The sequence below is a fragment of the Actinacidiphila sp. bgisy167 genome, assembly GCF_965342175.1.
In the GTDB taxonomy this organism is placed as follows: Bacteria; Actinomycetota; Actinomycetes; order Streptomycetales; family Streptomycetaceae; genus Actinacidiphila.
In genome coordinates this window covers 79,123-98,000 of record NZ_CBDRBL010000011.1, presented here as the reverse complement: position 1 = coordinate 98,000, position 18,878 = coordinate 79,123, and the positions used below count along the sequence as shown (strand labels likewise).

Below are 18,878 nucleotides of genomic sequence, written 5' to 3'. Positions count from 1 at the left end.
GGCGGTCCAAGAGCTGAGGGGCCTCGTGCATGTGGAGGCAGCAGGCCCCAGGGAGTCACGTCCTACTCAGATCGGCTCCCCTGTGACCAAGCTGACGAGTCGCGCGCAGTCGGCAGAGAGGGGTGTTGCTCGGACATCAGAGTGCGTACGGCGATGTGGACGCCCTCCAGAAATGCATCGCGTGGCTGGCTCGTCGCGGTCAGGAGTGGAGATGGGCGATGTAGCGGCGCAGGGCGTCGGTGCTGTGGAAGACGCGGTAGTCGCCGGCCTCGAGCGCCGCCTGCTCCTCCGCAGTGGTGTCCGGAGTCAGGACGACGGGGACACCCAGCTCCTCCTGGAGGCCCTGCGGCCAGTAGGCGGCGGCCACCGTGATCGCGGCCCCGCTCCGGGAGTCGCTGACCTCGCTGTCGAGCTCCGGGGCCGCCAGGCCCGCGGCTTCGAGTTCGGCGAGGAGCGCCGTGAGGCCGGGCACATCCTCGTCAGCGGCCGGTTCAGCCGTGGCGACGGCGGAACGTGCGGTGCCGAACGCTGAGGACGGCGTGAGCTCGACCGGTGACGGGCCGTCGTGCAGTGCCCGCAGGAAGTCGTTTGCCGCACGGGCCAGGAGCTCGCGGCGGGCTGCCAGGAAGGCCGGGTAGTTCTCGACGCGCCACAGTGCGCGGTCCGTGGGAATCCACTGCGAGGCGAGGGCGCCCGGCACCCGGGCCTCGACTTCCTCCAGGTACTCGACAGGGAGCCTGGCACCGATGCGCAGGTTGGTGTCCTGGGTGAGGAAGCAGAAGTTGGCGACGGCGTTCACCTCGGCACGGCTGTAGCCGTGCTCGTACAGCCGGGCCTTGGGGAAGACGTGATGGACCTGCAGAGAGCTCAGCCGGCCGAGCATGCCGTCCCGCAGGGGTACCCCGCTGCCGAGGTCCTGCGCCCCGTACACCCGGGTGAGCATGTAAAGCAGCGGGTAGAAGCGCGATCCCATGCTGGAGCCGACGAAGTCGTCCGGGCCGACGAGGAGCCGGCCGCCGCGGCTGCGGCGCAGCGTGTCGATGAGCCCGTCGACCCCTCCGTCGTCGAGCGCCTGCAGGTCCTGGTTGAGGGCCGTCTCGGTGGCCCCTGTGTGGCGGCCCCACAGGAAGCTGTGGACGTACCAGTAGAACAGCCGGTCCCGCGTCATCGCGTCCGGGAACGAGCCGTCATGGTGGTGGAGGAGGCGGCTCATCACCGGGAAAGCGCCGCGGCCGCTCAGGACGCGTCCGTGGTCGAGGCCGAGCCGCCCGCCGAGGGCGTTGAGCAGGAACCCGATGGAGTCGATGGTGTCCTTCAAACCCGTCTGGAACGCCGGTACGTCGACGTCGGCGAGCTTGGAGAACTGAGCCTCGCCGGTAAGGACCCCGTTGACGTTGCGGAGCAGCCAGTCGAGCTTGAAGTCGAACCCCGCGGCTGACCACGTGCTCAGGGCGGCGTTCATCGTGGGACGGGCCTCGGGCCATGCGGCGCAGATGGCGGCCAGGGCCAGATCTCCCTTGGACAGCTTGGTGCCACCGGAGTTCACCCTGTTGAAGATCTCGACGACGACGTCGATCGTCTTGTCCTCGCCGGTGACCTCGTCGATGTGGACGCTGCGGTCCTTGATCTGCGTGATCCGGTTGAGGCGCTCGATGTAGGCGACCTGAAGGCTCGCGTCGCCTTCGGCGAGTTGGGTGACGGTGAGCAGCTGATTCCCCAGACCGCCCTGGAAGAGGGCGGTGACGTCCACCCACACCGGGTTGTCCTTCATCTTCGCGGGCGCGTAGAACTCGAAGACCTCGGTTTGCAGGTTGAAGTGCAGACCGGTCAGAGTGGCGGGATGCCCCTCGAAGAAGCGGGGCGGGCGGCCACGCATCACCCCGTACAGGGTGGTCACCCGCTGCTGACCGTCGAGCAGGAGGTGAATGGTGCCGTCCTTCTCGGAACCTCCGCCCCTGGTGTCGGCGCCCTCCGCCTTGGTGCTCCAGGTGAGGAAGCCGCCGATCGGGTAGTTGCGGTACAACGACTGGAAGAAGCCTCGGACTTGGTCGCGGGTCCACACGTAGCCGCGCTGGAACTCGGGCAGGGCGATGTCACCTGCGTCGACCTTGTCCAGGATCTGCGAAATCTGCACGTCTTGCTGCCTGCCTTCCGGGCCCGGAGGCTCCCCCCACGAGGCCGCCGTACGATCTCCACAAATTAGCAGTCGGCCGCTTCGGCGATACCGCCAAGAGCACCGTCCCAGCCTGCCTCCGTCCGTTGTCGGCGCGAGGGCAGGCATCACCTGCTGGCCGGTAGGCTTCAACGCCGTGAGCGAGTACCAGTACTACGAGTTCCTCGCGATTGACCGTCCGCTGGACGACGACGAGGTCGCCCGGGTGCGGGCGCTGTCCACGCGTGCCGACATCACCGCGACCCGCTTCGTCAACGAGTACCACTGGGGCGATTTCAAGGGCGATCCGACGAAGCTGGTCGAGCAGCTCTACGACGCCCACCTGTACTACGCGAACTGGGGCAGCCGCCGCCTCGTCCTGCGTCTGCCCGCCGGGACGCTGAGGGCCAAGGAAGCCACTGCCTACGCCATGGACGAGTCGCTCGGCGTCTGGACTCGCTCCGGGCACACCCTGCTGGACTTCTCCGTGTCCTCCGAGGACGGTGCCGAGTGGGAGTTCGACACCCACTACACGCTCTCGACCTTCGGGGGACTGCGCTCCGAACTCGCGGCGGGAGACCTGCGCGCGCTGTATCTGGCGTGGCTCGCCGGGCTCACCGCCTGGGAGCTGGCGGAGGACGATGAGGAGGAGTACGCCCATGAGGTCGAGCCGCCCGTCCCCGCGGGGCTGGGATCGCTCACCGGTCCCCAGCGGGCCCTCGCGGAGTTCATCGGCGTCGACATGGACCTGCTGGCGGTGGCCGCCGAGGCCAGCGGACCCGCCACCGCGAGCCCCGTGAGCCGCAAGGCCCTGGCGGCCTTCATCGCCGGGCTCCCCGCCGCCGACAAGGACACCCTGTTGCTGGAGGCCGCCCTGGGTACGGCGCCCTCTCCAGGACCGCACCTTCTGGCCCGCTACCGCGCCACCACCGTCCCGGCCCCTCGCGGCGGTACCGCACCGCGCAGCGCGGCCGAGCTCCTGGACCTGGCCCACGCCCGCCGTACGGAACGCCGGGAGCGCGAGCGCGTCGCCCGCGCCGCGGCCGAACGGAGCCGGGCGCGCGCCGCCGCCGAGGCGCGCGAGGCGCACCTCGACCGCCTCGCCCGCGACGTCGAACAGGTGTGGCTGGACGTCGACGACCTGATCGCTCAGAAGAAGTCCGGCGCCTACGACTCCGCCGTCGCACTCCTGGCGGACCTGCGTGAGATGGAGGCCCGCACCGGCGGCACGGCTGACTTCGACCGGCGGGTCGGCGAACTGCGGGTCGTGCACCGGGGCAAGCCCTCGCTCATGCAGCGCTTCGACGCCATCGGCATCCCCCGGTGACCGCACGGTACGGTGCCCGTCGTCACTCTCCTGGCGATCGAGGAGTGACGGCGGGCCGCCCGTTGCGCTACGACAACCGCAGGTAGGTCGATGTTGAAGTCGCCCTTCTCGCAGTGGGGCCTGCCCACTTGGTCGCCCGCCGCGAAGGTGACCGGCACGTGCACGGACTGGTAGGCGGCCCAGCCGCCCGTGTCCGGGACGGTCACCGCGGCCAGCGTGGTGGCGCGCACCGTAGCCTCTCAGCATGGATCACGGAGAGGTTCGGGTCGTCGTCCGTAAGTTCGACGGCAGTCCGCACTGGCACCACACCATGCTGCGGCTGGGCGAGGACGACTTCGGGGTGTGGCTCGGTGCGCCGATCGGTACGGTCTACGGCAAGGGCGAGGAAGCCGAGGTCTACACCACCCAGGAGCGGCGAGTCATGCTCTTTCCCCGGGACACCTGGTGGACGGCCCTGTTCCAGGAGGTGCCCGCTCGGCTGGACGTGTACTGCGACGTCACCACGCCGCCCGAGTGGACAAGCACCGGTGAAGTGATCACGGTGGACCTGGACCTGGACGTCTGCCGGACACGCGTGGACGGGTCCGTGTACGTCGACGATGAGGACGAGTTCGCCCTTCACCAGGCGCGTTACGGCTATCCGCCGCACGGCGTCAGCCGTGCGGAGAGCACGGCGGAGTGGCTGTCCGCCGCACTGCGCGATGGCACCGAGCCCTTCGGCGCAGGCTACCGCCACTGGCTTGCCCAAGTCCGTTGAGCCCGGTTGGCCGGTCACGATGCCATGGCGAGTGGGCGCCCGCCCCAGCGTGCCTTCCCCGGTGAGCCACCGCAGTTGCGGCGCCCCGCGGGCGGCGTGCCCGTCAGGCGACCGCCGCCGTCGTGGCGCAGTCGCGGCACAGGCCCGGGTGTTCAGACCTGTGGGCGCGGTCGCAGGCGTCACAGTTCTGCATCGGGAGGACGTGCGGGCGCTGGGCACGTGGGGCGGGCAATGGTGCTGCCTCGATCGGTTTGAGGTGTTGTAGGCGGTAGGCGATCAGCCCGGCCGGCCTGCGCAGGATCGGCACGGGGAGGTCCGCGCTGAGCGCCTCCGCGATCCGGTCGGGGGCGATGCCGCGCCGTAGCCAGTCCTCCACGGCGGGTGCCAGCCGCGTGACGTCCCGCTCGGAGAGCAGCAGCCGCGGGTCCCTGAGGCGCAGCGCCGCGAGTACGGCGACCGCCTCGGCTGCGGGCGGCGCCGTCGAACGCGTGGGCTTGGGGGTGGGCGAGGGGGCGGGCTGCGGCTCCGGCGCCCGCGCGGGTTCCGGCTCGGGCGGCGCCGCGTTGCGCGCTTCGCCGGTTGCCGGTGCGGCGGGGGAGGGGTCGTCGTAGACGTACGTACGGGTGCGGATCTGGCCGTTCGCCGCGCGCACCGGCACCCGTTCCAGGAAGCCTTCCGCCTCCAGCTCGTTCAGGGCGCGGGCCAGCCGCGTCTCGCCCTCCGTGAAGTGCTTGCGCAGCGCCTCGATGCTGACGGGCACCCCGTCCGGTACGGACATCAGGTAGGCCCCGACGCCGACGGTCACGGCGCTTCCGGGGCGCTGGGCGAGGCGGTTGGACAGGATCGTGAAGTTCGCTGTGAGGCGGCGTCGTACGTGGACGGCACCGGATGTCACAGGCTCGGCGGACGGGCGCGCGGGCGCGCTAGACTGCGGCTCAGCCATCGGGAAGCTTGACTCTTCCTGGGTGGTCAGGCCTCGGCCGGGATGGGTAGTCCCTGCCGGGGCCGTTCATTTGTGTGGGGTTGTTTGCCGCGACCATACCCCCACCTTCCGGCTTCGCGCCTCCAAGTCACCCCTACGGGTGACTGCTTGGGGGAGAGGGCAGGTGGGGCGGGGTTCTGGTTCTTTCTTCACAGTCCTTGGCAGGTGTCACCCGGGCCACCGGCCCCCGGCCGTCCACGGCCTGTCCCGGACCACCGGCCCCCGGGCAACCGGGCACCGGTCGCGGCGTGCACCGTCTTCCTTCGCGGCCATGCGGACGTCTCGTGAGCACCCGTTAGAGTCCACCCGTGGACTGGACGCAACGTGTGCGGAACCTGCGGCAGTGGTCGCAGAACGGGGAGCGCGCGCCGCACAAGCCGCTGCTGATGCTGTACGCACTCGGACGGTTCCAGCGGGACGCGGGGGAGCCCCTGCGCTACACCGACGTCGAGCAGGAACTGGCCGGACTGCTGCGCGAGTACGGTCCCCACCGCCGCACGAATCCCGCGTACCCCTTCCATCACCTCGTCAACGACGGCGTCTGGGAGGTGCGGACGCATCTCGGGCCGGGCAGTCCGGGGACCGGGGTGCGCGCTCTGCGTGAGAGCGGGGCGGAGGGGCGGCTGGCGCCGGGGCTCCGGGCCGCGCTGACCGCCGACCCGGGACTGCTCGGGCGGCTGGCGCACCTGCTGCTGGAGGCTCACTTCCTGCCGTCCCTGCACGCGGAGATCGCGGCCGACGTGGGCCTGGACCTCGAGGCCGCCGGCAGGGTAGGGGACGTCCCCGGTATCCCGCGTCCCCGGCGGCGTGACGCGGAGATGCGGGAGCGGGTGCTCGTCGCCTATGAGTACCGGTGCGCCTTCTGCGGCTACGACGGGGCGATCGGGCGCGCTCCGGTCGGACTGGAAGCGGCCCATGTGAAGTGGTGGGCCTTCCGGGGCCCCGACGACGTCTCCAACGCGCTGTGCCTGTGCTCCTTGCACCACAAGCTCTTCGACAAGGGAGTGCTCGGCCTGGACCCGGCCCGCCGGGTCACGGTGTCCCGGGAGTTCACCGGGCGGAGCCCGGCCGCCCGTACGCAGGTGATCGACCTGGCCGGACGGCCGCTCCTCGGCCCGCAGCCCGGCAGCGCCCCGGTGGCCGCCGAGCACATCGAGTGGCACACCTCGCAGGTCTTCCGCGGTGAGCCGCGCGCGGCAGCCGTGGCGAACTGACGGCGACCCCCCGCGGGCACCCCTGCGGGTCCCGGGACCGCATGGGCGCCTGCGGCGTCGTGTCGTGCCCAGCCTTCGCGGGTGCGGGTCACCCGCCGGTGATCGGACGGGCCCCCTGCCGATGGTCCTGCGCGCGTCATCGTCCCTTCGTTGTGTAGCACAGCTCGTTGTGTAGCACAGCGGGACACGGCTCGCTACACTGGCCGTGTGAAGACGATCACGCAACGTGAGTTCCGCAACAACTCCGCCGCCGTCATGGACGCCGTGGCGAGCGGGGAGACGTTCCACATCACCCGGAACGGCGTCGAGGTCGCCGAGCTCCGTCCCATACGGCGACGGCGTCGTCCGAGAGCCGAGGAGTTGGTTGCGCGGCATCACCGGCTGCCCCGCGTGGACCATGGCGAGATGAGGCGCGAAGCCGAGGAGTTCTTCGGCGGAGCGGACCGCGTGGGCGACGACGATCCGTGGCAGCGCGAGCGTGGCTGAGCGGCACCCCGCGGGTGTGCTCGACACCTGTGCGTACATCGATCTCGGAGTGCTCGATCCGCTGGACCTGCCGGTGCACCCGGAGCTGACCTCGATCACGATGGCGGAGTTGCAGCAGGGCGTCGCCTTGGCCAAGGATCCCGTCGCCAGGGCCCAGCGCATGGAGATGCTGGGAGCGGCCGTGGCCGACTTCGAGCCGTTGCCCTTCGACGCCGATGCCGCGGCGCGCTACGGGACCCTGGTCGCCCTGGTCCTCAAGGCGGAGCGCGACCCGCGCCCCCGCCGGATCGATCTCATGATCGCGGCCATCGCCTCGGTTCACGGGCTCCCGCTGTACACGCGAAACGGCGATGACTTCAAGGGGCTGGAAAGCGCTCTCACGGTGGTCTCGCTGTGAGCCGCTCACTGTGGTGTGCCCTCGGCCGGGTTGCCTGGAGTCCGCCGTTTCCGCCCTTCCGTGCGGCTGCGCCCGACGCGTCGGTGGCCGAGACCGTCAGGTGACCGGGTGACCGGTCAGAGCTTGACGACCACCGCGCGGTCGCCGCACAGCCTGCGCATGTCGTCCTCGTCGGAGGTGAAGACCGTGACCGGGCCCGGTTGCCGCAGGGCGACGGCGGCGAGGGCCGCGTCGATGGCGTATTTGTGCCCGTGCAGCCCCGTGTCCTTCAGGAGGCCGGTCGCCGCATGTGCGATCTCCTCGGTCACCGGCTCGACCCGGATGAGGGACAGCGCCCATTGCCATGCCGGGAGGCGGCGCTTCGGGTCGAAGGCCTCGATGAGGGTTATCGACGTGGTCATGACGCGGGTCCCGGTCATCTTGGCGACTTTGAGGCGCCGCTTCATGGAGGGCTCCCCCCGTACGGTCTGGGACAGGCCCTCGCTGTCGAGAAGGTAGACCGCCTCACCCCTCATGCGGCGTCCTGGGTGCGGCCGGACTTCTCCCCGGCGTCGGCGCGTCGTGCCCGGGCGAGCTCGGCGTGCCTGCGCTCGATCTCAAGGCGTTCGGCCTCGGCCTGGGCCAGCTCGTCCCCGGTGATCGGCCCGTACTCGGACTCCAGCCAGTCGACGAGTTCCCCCAGCCGGTCCTGCTCCCGCCGGCGCTCTATGGCCTGCGTGACATAACGGCTGAAGCCGCCGGGCCCGACCTCGGCCCGGATGGCCTCGGCAAGCTCCTCGGGGAGGGTCACGGTGTACTTCTTCGTCGCCATACCGTTGACCATACCGCGGCCCTCGACGTACGGCAGACAATGACGGATATCTCGCAAGAAGGAGGGTGGGTGAGATTCGTAGCGACCATGCCCCAACCTGCTTGACGGCATCACGGCGGGACCGCCGGCTCCCCGAGGGCTCTGGTATGAGCGTGCCGACGCGAACGTCAAGGGCCCCCGCCGCGGAGCCCGGCCCGGGCCGGAACCGGGCCCTTCCGCGAGGACTCGCCACACGAGCCGTCCGTCCGACAGAATGACCGGCGATGACCAGCTCGCCACCGCCCCAGGAGCCGTCCGGCCCCGCCTACGGCCCCTTCGCGCACCTCACCACCCCCACCGCGGCCCTCTACCGGGAGATCATGCGGGTGTTCCTGCGCGCCAAGGAGCGGTACGCCGTCCACCTGCGCCCCGAGGACGTGCACGCCGCGCTGCCGCTCGACGTGCGGCCCGCCGAGGCGGAGACAGTGGCCAAGGCCCTCGGCAGCCTCAGTCAGCCGGAGTGGGGCAACCTGCGGGCCGACCCCGACACCGCGCGGGTCACCGCCGTCGAGGACTTCTACCGCAAGCGGTACGTCTACCAGCTCACCCAGGCCGGCGAGGCCGCCGAGGAGGCGCTCGCCGCGTACGACGACGCGCTCGGCCGGCGCGGCTCACTGCAGGCCGTCGCCCTCCACGACATCGTCACCCAACTGCGCGCCCTGCTCGTGCTCGCCGCCGAGGACGAGCCGGACCCCGCCAAGACCCACCTCGCGCTGGACGGACTGGCCAGCCGCTTCGCGGCCCTCGCCGACAACGCCCGCGCCTTCATGGGCTCGCTGCAGCGCACCATCGACCTGCACGACGTCTCCGAGGAGGCCTTCCTCGCCTACAAGGACCAGCTCATCGGCTACCTGGAGCGGTTCATCCAGGACCTGATCACCCTCGGCGGCCGCATCGCCGCGCTCATCGACGAACTCGCCGACCGCATCGAACCGCTGCTGTCCATCGCCGCCGCCCGCGAAGCCGCCGACGCCGCACCCGAGGCCGCCGGCAGCGCCCAGCACGAGGCCCACGAGCGGTGGAGGGCCCGCTGGGCGGGGCTCGGCGACTGGTTCATCAGCCGCGACGGACGCGAGTCGCAGGCCCGGCTGCTGCGCGGCCGGGCGCTCGGCGCGATCCCGCAACTGCTGGCCGTCGTAAGGGTCCTGAACGAGCGGCGCGCCGGACGCTCGGACCGCTCCGCCGACTTCCGCACCCTCGCCCGCTGGTTCGCGCAGGCCCCCGACGACGACGCCCGCCACCGGCTGTGGCGCGCCGCCTTCGGCCTCTACCCCGCCCGCCACCTCACCGTCGACGCCGACACCCTCGCCGCCCGCACCGCGCACCCGTTGCCCGCCGCCACGCCCTGGGCCGCGGCCGAGCCGCTGCGCATCAGCCCCCAGCTGCGCCGCACCGGCAGCTACGAGAGGCGCGGCAAGCCCCGCAGGGTCGAGGACCGCTCCGCGGCGCGCGCCAGGCTGGCCGAGCTCGCCGCCAAGCAGGCCGCTGAGACCGCCGCGGCCCGCGCCCGCCTCACCACCGACGGCACCGTCCGGCTCTCCGCGCTCGGCGAACTCGACCCGCTCGCCTTCTCCCTCTTCCTGAACCTGCTCGGCGACGCCCTCGCCACCTGGCGGCCCGGCCTGGAGCACACCGTCGCCACCAGCAACGACGGCTCCATGGAGATCCGCCTCACCGCCCTCGGCGACGGGACGACAGCCGAGATCCACACCCCCGGAGGGGTCTTCCGGGGTCCGGACCACCTCGTCGAGATCGTCGACCTCACCCAGGAGATTCCGTGAGCACCCCCCTCGCCGAGGTCCTCGACGGGCAGCGGGCCGCCGACCAGCGCAAGGCCGCCCGCGCCCTGCTGGCCCATCCGCTGCTGCTCGCCCGAGGCCCCCATGCCGACGCCTTCCGGCTGGTCCGGCAGAACGCCTCCGAGCTGCGCGAATGGTTCGAGCGCAACACCGGCTGGTCCCTCGTCGTCGACGCGGACGCCGCCCGCCTGCGCAAGACCCCCGGCGTCCTGACCGACCCCACCCACCCCGCCCGCGAGGCCAACCGCACCGCCGCCCCCTTCACCCGCCGCCGCTACGTCCTGCTGTGCCTGGCCCTGGCGGCGCTGGAGCGCGGGGAGGCGCAGATCGCGCTCGGCCGACTGGCCGAACAGGTCGTCCTGGACGCCGCCGACCCCCAACTGGTCGCCGCCGGGATCGCGTTCACCCTCGACCGGCGCGACGAACGCCTCGACCTCGCCGCCGTCGTCCGCCTGCTGCTCGCCCTCGGGGTGCTGCGCCGGGTCGCCGGCGACGAGGACGCCTATGTCAGCGGGGCCGGAGACGCCCTGTACGACGTCGAGCGGCGGGTGCTGGCCGGACTGCTCGCCACCCGGCACGGCCCCTCCCTCATCCAGGCCGGCGGCTTCGAGGAGCGCCTCGCAGCGCTGACCGCCGAGACCGCCCTCGACAGCGACGAACTGCGCTTCCGCGCCCTGCGGCGGAGCCTGACCCGGCGCCTGCTGGACGACCCCGTCCTCTACTACGACACCCTGACCGACGCCGAACTCGCCTACCTCACCCGCCAGCGCGGCTTCCTCACCGCCCGCATCGCCGAGCTCACCGGGCTCGTGCCCGAGGTCCGCGCCGAGGGGATCGCCATGGTCGACCCGGACGACGACCTCACCGACGTCCGCATGCCCGAACAGGGCACCCACGGCCATGTCACCCTGCTGCTCGCCGAGTACCTCGCCGCCCGCCGGGGACCGGTCGGCACCGAGGAACTGCGGCGACGGGTACGCGAACTCGCCGCCGAGCACGGCGGCTTCTGGTCCAAGGCGGCCCGCGAGCCGGGGACGGAGGGCGAACTCGTCGAGCAGGCCGTCGCCAAACTCACCGCCCTCTCCCTCGCCGTCCGCACCCCCGACGGGGTCGCGCCCCGCCCCGCCCTCGCCCGCTACGCCGTGGGCGAGACGGTCGTACGCGACACGGGGCGGAAGGACGCCGCGGACAAGGCCGCCGACCCCGCCCACACCGAAGACCCGGCGAAGACCGCCGCCCAGCCGAGGACCCCGCAGCGATGACCACGCTCCCCGCCCCCCGCCACCCCTCGACGGCCCCCGTCCCCGGGGCCTCGCTGCCCCGCCCCGGCCGCTCCCGCTGGCAGCCGCTGCGCATCGGCCTGGTCGACCTCTTCCTCTACGACTGCGAGGAGTTCCACTTCAAGGACGGCCGCCTGCTGCTGCGCGGCAACAACGGCACCGGCAAGTCCAAGGTCCTCGCCCTCACCCTGCCCTTCCTCCTCGACGGCGACCTGTCCGCCCGGCGGGTCGAACCCGACGCCGACCCCGGCAAGCGCATGGAGTGGAACCTGCTGCTCGGCGGCGAACACCCGCACCCCGAGCGCCTCGGCTACACCTGGATCGAGTTCGGCCGCCGCGACGAGACCACCGGCGAGGAGCACTACCGCACCCTCGCCTGCGGCCTGAAAGCCGTCTCCGGACGCGGCGTCGTCCGCCACTGGTACCTGGTCACCGACCAGCGCGTCGGCGAGGACCTGAGCTTCCTGGACGCCACGCGCACCCCGCTGTCCCGCGACCGGATCGCCGAGGCCGTCGCCGGGCACGGCATGGTCTACGACCAGGCGGCGGCATACCGCAGGGCCGTGGACGAGGCCCTGTTCGGGCTCGGCGAGCAGCGGTACGCCGCCCTCGTGGACCTGCTCATCCAGCTGCGCCAGCCCCAGCTGTCCAAGCGGCCCAACGAGGCCGCGCTGTCGAGGGCGCTCACCGAGGCGCTGCCGCCGGTGGACCAGGCCGTCATCGCGGACGTGGCCGAGGCCTTCCGCTCCCTGGACGAGGAGAAGGAGGAGCTGCGCGCCGCCGCCGAGGCCGAGAAGGCGGCCTCCGCCTTCCTCGACCACTACCGCCGCTACGCCCGCACCGCCTCCCGCCGCCGCGCCCGGCTGCCGCGCGCCGAGCACGCCAAGTACGAGGCGCTGCAACGGGACCTGGCCGGCGCGCGAGCCGAGCAGGCGGCCGCCGCGGCGGACCGCGACGCGGCCGAGGAGCGGCTCACCCACCTCGCGGACGCCGAGGCACGGCTCAAGGCGCAGGACGCGGCCCTGCGCGAGGGCCCCGAGATGCGCAGCGCCCACGAACTTGAGCAGGCCGCCCGGCACGCCGAGCGCACCGCCGCCGCCCGCGAACGCGCCGACGGCGACCGGCGGCAGGCAGAGCAGGTGCACGCGCGCGCCCTGGCGCGGCTGTCGGCGGCGCAGAACCGGCTCACGGCCGCGGACGACCGGGCCGCGAGAGCGCTGGACCGGGTCCGCGAGGCCGCCGCCGCGGCCCGGGTGCCCCTTCCCGAGGAGGGGGAGCCTGCCCGCGACGCCGTCGAGGCGGCCGCGGACCGCCGCCGACGCGGTCTCACCCATGTGCAGGCCCTCGCCGACGAGGCCGACCGCGCCGCCGCCGAGCACCAGGCCGCGGCCCGCCGGCTCGACGAGGCCGAGGCGGACCTCGGCCACGCGCAGGGAGAGTACGAGGACGCCCAGGCCGCCGTGCGGGCGGAGGCCCGCCGCCTGCTGGACGCCGTCCGTGAACGCGCGGCAGGCTGGACGGAGTTGGCCTACCCGGACCCGACCGGGCTGCTGGACGCGCTTCAGGAGTGGACCGGCCATCTGACCGGGCCGTACCCGGCGCGGGACACGGCGGCCCGCGCCCATCGCGCGCTCTCCGGCGTGCTCGCCGCCCAGGCCGCGGAGGCGGCCCAGCGCCACAGCGCCCTGGTGCTGCGCCGTCAGGAGGCCGAACGGGAGCTCGCCGCCCTGGAGTCCGGCGGCCAGCGAGGACCGCAGGCGCCGCACACCCGCACCCCCGGCGTACGCGAGGGAAGCACCGGCGCGCCGCTGTGGCGGCTCGTCGACTTCCGCGACGGCCTGGGGGAGGCGGAGCGCGCCGGGATCGAGGCCGCACTGGAGGCCTCCGGCCTCCTGGACGCCTGGGTGCGGCCCGACGGCTCGGCGCGCGGCGCCGACGGCCACGACATCCTGCTCGACCCGCGTGGCGGCCCCGTCCCCGGACCCAGCCTCGCCGACGTGCTGCGCCCGGCCGTGGACGGCGGTGACGCGGGTGCCGCCGCCGTGGGGGAGACGACGGTGGCCCGGCTCCTGACGGCCATCGGGTACGGGCCCGCCGGCCCGGCGCCGGACGCGCCGGCCACGGACACCTGGATCCACGCCGACGGCAGCTTCCGGGTCGGCGCGCTCACCGGCCGCTGGGCGAAACCCGCCGCGCAGTACATCGGCGAAGGGGCCCGCGAGCAGGCCCGGCGGGCACGGATCGCCGAGCTGCGCGCGGAACTCGCCGAACTCGGCGCGCAGGCGGCGGCCGTCGCCGCCGAGGCCGAGTCCCTGGAGGCGCGCCGCCGCACCCTGGACGCCGAACTCGACTCCGTACCCGACGACGACGCGCTGCGGCAGGCGCACGCCCGGCTGTCCGCCACCGCCCAGCAGGCGGCCAGGGCCGCGGGGCGCAGGGACGACAGGGCCGCCGAGGCCGCCGAGGCCGCCGGGAGCGCCGAGCGCGCGGCCGGCGAACTCACCGCCGCCGCCGCCGATCTGGGCCTGCCCGCCGACCGCCCGGGCCTCGACGCCGTACGCCGTGCCCTGGCCGACCTCGACACCGCCCTGGCCGCCCTGTGGCCCGCCCTGCGCGAACGCGCCGAGGCCGCCACGGCCGTCGGCGCCGAACACGACGACGCCGGGAGGGCGGGGGAGCGCGCCGCGGAACTGGCCCTGCGCGCCGAGGAGGCAGCGCACGAGGCGGCGGCCGCCGACGAACGCCACACCACCCTGCGCTCCACCGTCGGCGCCGCCGTCGCGGAACTCCAGCGCCGCCTCGCCGACACGGCCGCCGCCCTGCGGGAGAACGCCACCGGGCAGAAGCAGACCCGGCAGGACCACACCGCCGCCGTCGAACGCGCCGGCCGGGCCGCGGGCCGCATCGAGCAGCTCGAACGGGACATCGCCGGGGCGGTGGCCGCCCGCGCCGAGGCCATCGCCGCACTCCAGCGCTTCACCGGCACCGGACTGCTCACCGTGGCGCTGCCCGGCGCCGACGTCCCCGATCCCGACGCCGGACCGTGGAGCGCCACCGCCGCCATCGGCCTCGCCCGCGCGATCGAAGCCGGACTCGGCGCGACCGACGACTCCGAGGCCGCCTGGGAACGCGTCCAGAAACGGCTCGGAGAGGAGCTGAAAACCCTTCAGGACGCCCTGTCCCGGCACGGGCACTCGGCCGCCGTCCGCATGGTGGAGGAGGGCATGGTCGTCGACATCGTCTACCAGGGCCGCGCCCGCGCCGTACCCGAACTGGCCGAGGCCCTCGCCGCCGAGGTCGGCGAACTGACCCGCATCCTGTCCGCCCACGAACGCGAGATCCTGGAGACCCACCTCGTCACCGAGGTCGCCGGAACCCTGCAGGAACTGATCGGCACGGCCGAACGCCAGGTCGCCGCCATGAACGACGAGCTGGAGCAGCGGCCGACCTCCACCGGGATGAAACTGCGCCTGGTATGGCGCCCCTCCCGCAAGGCCCCGGCCGGGCTGGCCGAGGCACGCGCCCGGCTCCGCCAGTCCGCGGACGCGTGGACACCGCAGGACCGGGCCGCCGTCGGCGAGTTCCTCCAGGCGCGCATCGCCGCACGGCAGAGCGAGGACGCCTCCGGCAGCTGGCTGGAGCACCTGACCGCCGCACTCGACTACCGCGCCTGGCACGAGTTCGGCATCGAACGCCACCAGCACGGCCGGTGGGTCCCGGCGACCGGCCCCGCCTCCGGCGGCGAGCGCGTCCTCGCCGTCAGCGTGCCGCTGTTCGCCGCCGCCTCCTCCCACTACGCCACCGCCGGCAACCCCCACGCGCCGCGCCTGGTCACCCTCGACGAGGCGTTCGCGGGCGTCGACGACGACTCCCGGGCCAAGTGCCTCGGACTGCTGCACGCCTTCGACCTGGACGTGGTGATGACCAGCGAACGCGAATGGGCCTGCTACCCGCAGGTGCCCGGGGTCGCCATCGCCCAGCTCTCCCGGATCGACGAGGTCGCCGCGGTGCTGGTCACGCGCTGGGAGTGGGACGGCGCCACCCGGACGCGGGGCCAGGATCCCGGGCCCGCGGCCGGGCCGCAGGGAGCCGAGCCGGCGGAGCCGGCCGCGGCGCGGACGGAGGGCCGGTGGCCGTGACCCCGGAAGGGGGCGGCGAGACGCCGCCGCCGGCGCCAGGCACGCGCCGCTCGCCCGGTGACGTCCTCCCCGCGGGGGTGGGCCCGTCGGCGCCGGATCCGTGTGCGCCCGCCGCCGCATCCGCGGCGACCGCCACCGCGCCGGTGCCCTGCGTGGCGCCGGTAGGGGCATCGGCGGGACCGGTGGCGGCCCCGGAGGGGGCGGCCCTCCCGGCGCCGGGCACACCGTGCGCCTCACCGCCCGGGCTGCCACAGCCGGACCCTGGAGTGACCGGTGCGCGGACGGCCGATCCGGCGCCCGTCGACGCGGCGCGCCTACGGCGCCTGCTCGGCGGGCCCGACCTCGGCTGGCTCGTCGAACGGGTCCGCCGCCGGATGGAACGTGAGGAACCCCTCACGGGCGCGGTGTCCCTGCGTGGTCCCACCGAGGCCCAGCGCCGCGCCGCCGAGCGCCTGCTGGGCCGGCCACCCGGTGGCGGCGGTTCCCTGACCGTCCGGCTGGAGGCCGTGGACGCGGTGCTGCGCCGCTCGGCGGTCAGCCCCGACGGCCTCGCCGCCGCCGTCGTCGCCCTCACCGGCCCCGTCGTCCCCGCCCGGCTGACCCGTGCCGCGGAGGACCGCGCCTGGCGGGCCGCCTACGCGCCCCTGGATCAGCTGCCCCACCTGGCCGCCTGGGCGGAGCGGCTGCGGGCGGACGGGGTGGTGCGCCGTCTCGCCCGCACGCCGCGGGCCGCCCACGAGCTGCTGGCGAGCACCGCTCGGGCGCTGCGCGAACTGCCCGCCGACCCCGCGGTCTCGCTGCCCGCCTTCGCGGCCCGCGTCCTCGGCTCGGCGCACGCGCTCGACGACGGCACGCCGCTGGCCACCCTCACCCTGTCCGGCATCCGCGCCCTCACCGGCTTCCCCGATGGCTCCGGGACGGGGTGGCGGCGCGAGGCATGGGCCTCGGCCGGACTGCTGCGCGACGAGCTGTCCTCCACCGTCCTCACCCTCGGCCTGCGCGGCACCCCCGCTCTGGACTGGCTGACCGCAAACGGCGAGCCCGCCGTGCTGACGCTCCGTCAACTCGCCTCGGGTGCTGTGCCGATCCCGCCGGGGGGTGTGGTGCGCGTCTGCGAGAACCCCGCAGTCATGGCGTCCGCCGCCGACGCGTACGGGGCGCACTGCCCACCCCTGGTGTGCCTCCAGGGCCAGCCCTCCGCCGCCGCCCTCACGCTTCTGCGCCGGATGGCGGACCACGGTGCGAGCCTGCGCTACCACGGTGACTTCGACTGGGGTGGGCTGCGCATCGCCGCCGCCTTGCTCGCCCGCGTGCCGTGGATCCCCTGGCGCTACACGGCCGCCGACTACCGCGCCGTCGCCAGGGACAGCGCGCTGCCCCTGACCGGCCTCCCCGCGGCCTCCCCGTGGGACCCGCCACTCGCCGAAGCCCTGGCCGCTCACGGGGTCCGCGTGGAGGAGGAGATGGTGCTGGACACCCTGCTCGCCGACCTCGCGCCCGAGCCGTCGGGACGGCCCCGCACGCGCTGATTCGGGCGGAGGGGCCTCGCCACTGGCCGATGCTGGCCTCCCGGCGCACTGCGCCGATCGCATAGGCGTTCACCGCGGCGACCACCGCCATGACGGCGTCCACGTCGACGCCCCCGGCGCGGCCACCGCCGTCTCTTGGTCGGCCGGCGCGTGTGGCCCGAGTCGGGGCCGGCCGCCCGGGAGGCTCTTCATCGCCATCGGATCCGATGGGATGCGCGGCGCCGTGAGGTCGCGGAAAGTCCGGGTTCACCGGACGCCCACCGTTCCTGTCTTCATCCCTTCGTTCGCCGACGCCGTCTCTCAGAGGATGGAACACGCGTCGGGGCCTGCGTCGCCGTCAGAGCACGCGATCTTCGTACGACGGTGGCGGGTTCTGCGGCGCTGTTAGCCTGCGCTCCATGATCAAGAGCGGTCTGGCAGGTCGAACAGCCCGGATGGCGGGGAACAGTGGGCCGGAGCGCGTGCTGGTCGCCGCCAGTTTCGTCAACCGGGTCGGCAACGGTCTGTTCAACGCGGCGTCGGCGCTCTATTTCACCTTGGTCGTGGGCCTGCCTGCGGTGCGGGTCGGCGCCGCGCCCACCATCGCCGCAGTGATCGGCCTGTGCGCGGGGATACCTGGGGGCCATCTCGCTGACCGGCACGGCGCACGCGTGATCATGATGTCGGCCCTGGCGGCCCAGGCGGCGTCGATGGCGGCCCTCGTCCTCGTCGAGAGCTGGGCCGCACTCACGATCATCGCGACGGTCGACCAGATCGCCGCGGCGGTCGGAGGGGCGGCGTGGGGGGCTCTGGTGGCCCGGGTCGGGGGTGAGCGACCCGCCGTGTTCCGTGCGAAGCTGCGCACCTTCGTCAACTTGGGCGTCGTCCTGGGAACGCTGGGTGCCGGGCTGGCGCTGGCGGCGGGCACCCGCGGCGCCTATGTCACGCTGATTCTCAGCAACGCGGCGAGCTTCGCCCTGTGTGCGACCCTGTTGCTCCTGCTACCCCGCTACCCGGTGCCGGCCGCACCGCCGCGGCAGCGCCGTTGGCTCGCTTTCGCGGACCGTCCGTTCCTGACCTTCACCGCCCTCTACGGGGCCATGGGATTGCAGTACCCGGTGGTCTCCCTGCTCCTGCCGATCTGGATCTCCGAGCACACCGAAGCGCCGCGCTGGACGGTGGCCGCGCTGTTCGCAGTCAATTCCGCCTTCTGCGTACTGACGCAGAACAGGATCGGCTCCCGTATCGAGACCCCGTACGACGGCGGCAGGGCGTTTCGCACCGCGGGGCTGCTCTTCCTCGTCAGCTGTCCGATGATGGCGCTGGCGGCGTACGCCCCTGTCTGGGCGGCAGCGGGACTGGTCCTGGCCGCGATCTTCATCCACAGCCTGGGAGAAGTCTGGGAGTCCTCGGCGGGCCTCGCCCTGGGATTCGGTCTTGCCCCCGACCATGCCCAGGGTCAATACCAAGGTGTCCTCGGCCTCGGCTTCAGCGCGGGCCAGGCTCTTGCCCCGGCCATCCTCACCACGGTGGTACTCGGCCTCGGCACGCCGGGCTGGCTGCTGCTGGCGTTGTTCTTCGCGGCGCTGGGTGCTGCCGGCCCGCCACTTGCCCGCTGGGGTGTACGGACCCGGCCGCAGCCGGGTGTTGCCGCGGAAGTGACGAGGTGACCAGGGAGTAGCCGCCAAGAGCCTTGTCGTACGCCTCGGGCTGGATGCCGGGTTCGTGGGTGGAGCACTCGCCGAAGCGGCGGATGTGCTCGGTCAGCTACGGCGAGTTGCGGGCCAGGTCCTCGGGGGCGATGACGTCGCCTTCCTCCCGCAGGTGGCGCACGATCTCGGCGACGCAGTCGTACGGCCGCATCGGACGGACGTCCGGCGCGGTGGCGACCCCTCTCAGCGGCACCGCGTCCAGGCCCAGCCGACGCCGCTGGTCCGCGGCCGGGCGGACGATGGACAATGGCCGGGCCGCTCCGGGCCGTCGTCCC

Annotated in this window: 15 protein-coding genes; 10 read left to right on the top strand and 5 right to left on the bottom strand. The window is 73.5% G+C overall.

From position 1 onward, the window contains the following. Positions 1 to 199: 199 nt before the first annotated feature. Positions 200 to 2,134: a GmrSD restriction endonuclease domain-containing protein gene (locus ACRWND_RS06905; RefSeq protein ID WP_431947013.1), complete on the bottom strand. Its 1,935-nt coding sequence runs from the start codon at positions 2,132 to 2,134 to the stop codon at positions 200 to 202. A 175-nt stretch (positions 2,135 to 2,309) separates the two neighbouring features. Here ACRWND_RS06905 and ACRWND_RS06900 point away from each other — a divergent pair, with 175 nt between their 5' ends. Then, complete coding sequence (locus tag ACRWND_RS06900; protein WP_431947011.1) at positions 2,310 to 3,479, top strand: hypothetical protein; 1,170 nt, start codon at positions 2,310 to 2,312, stop codon at positions 3,477 to 3,479. Positions 3,480 to 3,723: 244 nt separating this feature from the next. Beyond that, a complete protein-coding gene (locus tag ACRWND_RS06895) occupies positions 3,724 to 4,236 on the top strand; it encodes a DUF402 domain-containing protein (protein WP_431947009.1) in 513 nt (170 codons plus the stop codon). A 103-nt stretch (positions 4,237 to 4,339) separates the two neighbouring features. Here ACRWND_RS06895 and ACRWND_RS06890 read toward each other — a convergent pair whose 3' ends face one another. Next, the gene (locus ACRWND_RS06890) at positions 4,340 to 5,131 is read right to left on the bottom strand and encodes a hypothetical protein (protein WP_431947007.1); all 792 of its coding nucleotides are present in this window, start codon (positions 5,129 to 5,131) and stop codon (positions 4,340 to 4,342) included. A 395-nt stretch (positions 5,132 to 5,526) separates the two neighbouring features. Here ACRWND_RS06890 and ACRWND_RS06885 point away from each other — a divergent pair, with 395 nt between their 5' ends. From ACRWND_RS06885 to ACRWND_RS06875, 3 genes are all read left to right on the top strand, one after another. After that, positions 5,527 to 6,432: a phosphorothioated DNA-binding restriction endonuclease gene (locus ACRWND_RS06885; protein WP_431947005.1), complete on the top strand. Its 906-nt coding sequence runs from the start codon at positions 5,527 to 5,529 to the stop codon at positions 6,430 to 6,432. A gap of 207 nt (positions 6,433 to 6,639) precedes the next feature. Further along, complete coding sequence (locus tag ACRWND_RS06880; RefSeq protein ID WP_431947003.1) at positions 6,640 to 6,918, top strand: type II toxin-antitoxin system Phd/YefM family antitoxin; 279 nt, start codon at positions 6,640 to 6,642, stop codon at positions 6,916 to 6,918. Then, positions 6,911 to 7,315 (top strand): type II toxin-antitoxin system VapC family toxin, encoded by a 405-nt coding sequence (locus tag ACRWND_RS06875; RefSeq protein ID WP_431947001.1) that lies wholly within the window; start codon positions 6,911 to 6,913, stop codon positions 7,313 to 7,315. Before ACRWND_RS06880 ends, ACRWND_RS06875 begins: the two co-directional genes overlap by 8 nt. A 116-nt stretch (positions 7,316 to 7,431) precedes the next feature. Here ACRWND_RS06875 and ACRWND_RS06870 read toward each other — a convergent pair whose 3' ends face one another. Further along, positions 7,432 to 7,830 carry a hypothetical protein gene (locus ACRWND_RS06870; RefSeq protein WP_431947000.1) on the bottom strand — a complete coding sequence of 133 codons (399 nt, stop codon included), beginning with the start codon at positions 7,828 to 7,830 and terminating at the stop codon, positions 7,432 to 7,434. Continuing rightward, positions 7,827 to 8,126: a hypothetical protein gene (locus tag ACRWND_RS06865; protein ID WP_431946998.1), complete on the bottom strand. Its 300-nt coding sequence runs from the start codon at positions 8,124 to 8,126 to the stop codon at positions 7,827 to 7,829. The genes ACRWND_RS06870 and ACRWND_RS06865 overlap by 4 nt, the downstream gene beginning before the upstream one ends. A 263-nt stretch (positions 8,127 to 8,389) precedes the next feature. Here ACRWND_RS06865 and ACRWND_RS06860 point away from each other — a divergent pair, with 263 nt between their 5' ends. From ACRWND_RS06860 to ACRWND_RS06840, 5 genes are all read left to right on the top strand, one after another. Then, positions 8,390 to 9,946 (top strand): TIGR02677 family protein, encoded by a 1,557-nt coding sequence (locus ACRWND_RS06860; protein ID WP_431946996.1) that lies wholly within the window; start codon positions 8,390 to 8,392, stop codon positions 9,944 to 9,946. Beyond that, positions 9,943 to 11,226, top strand: a complete 1,284-nt coding sequence (locus ACRWND_RS06855; RefSeq protein ID WP_431946994.1) for a TIGR02678 family protein — start codon at positions 9,943 to 9,945, stop codon at positions 11,224 to 11,226. The genes ACRWND_RS06860 and ACRWND_RS06855 overlap by 4 nt, the downstream gene beginning before the upstream one ends. Beyond that, complete coding sequence (locus ACRWND_RS06850) at positions 11,223 to 15,383, top strand: TIGR02680 family protein (RefSeq protein ID WP_431946992.1); 4,161 nt, start codon at positions 11,223 to 11,225, stop codon at positions 15,381 to 15,383. The genes ACRWND_RS06855 and ACRWND_RS06850 overlap by 4 nt, the downstream gene beginning before the upstream one ends. A gap of 266 nt (positions 15,384 to 15,649) precedes the next feature. After that, the gene (locus ACRWND_RS06845; RefSeq protein ID WP_431946990.1) at positions 15,650 to 16,912 is read left to right on the top strand and encodes a TIGR02679 family protein; all 1,263 of its coding nucleotides are present in this window, start codon (positions 15,650 to 15,652) and stop codon (positions 16,910 to 16,912) included. A 461-nt stretch (positions 16,913 to 17,373) separates the two neighbouring features. Next, positions 17,374 to 18,561: an MFS transporter gene (locus tag ACRWND_RS06840; protein WP_431946988.1), complete on the top strand. Its 1,188-nt coding sequence runs from the start codon at positions 17,374 to 17,376 to the stop codon at positions 18,559 to 18,561. A 97-nt stretch (positions 18,562 to 18,658) separates the two neighbouring features. On the opposite strand, the gene ACRWND_RS06835 is transcribed toward ACRWND_RS06840, so the two are convergent. Next, positions 18,659 to 18,850: a hypothetical protein gene (locus ACRWND_RS06835; protein WP_431946986.1), complete on the bottom strand. Its 192-nt coding sequence runs from the start codon at positions 18,848 to 18,850 to the stop codon at positions 18,659 to 18,661. Positions 18,851 to 18,878: the final 28 nt, after the last annotated feature.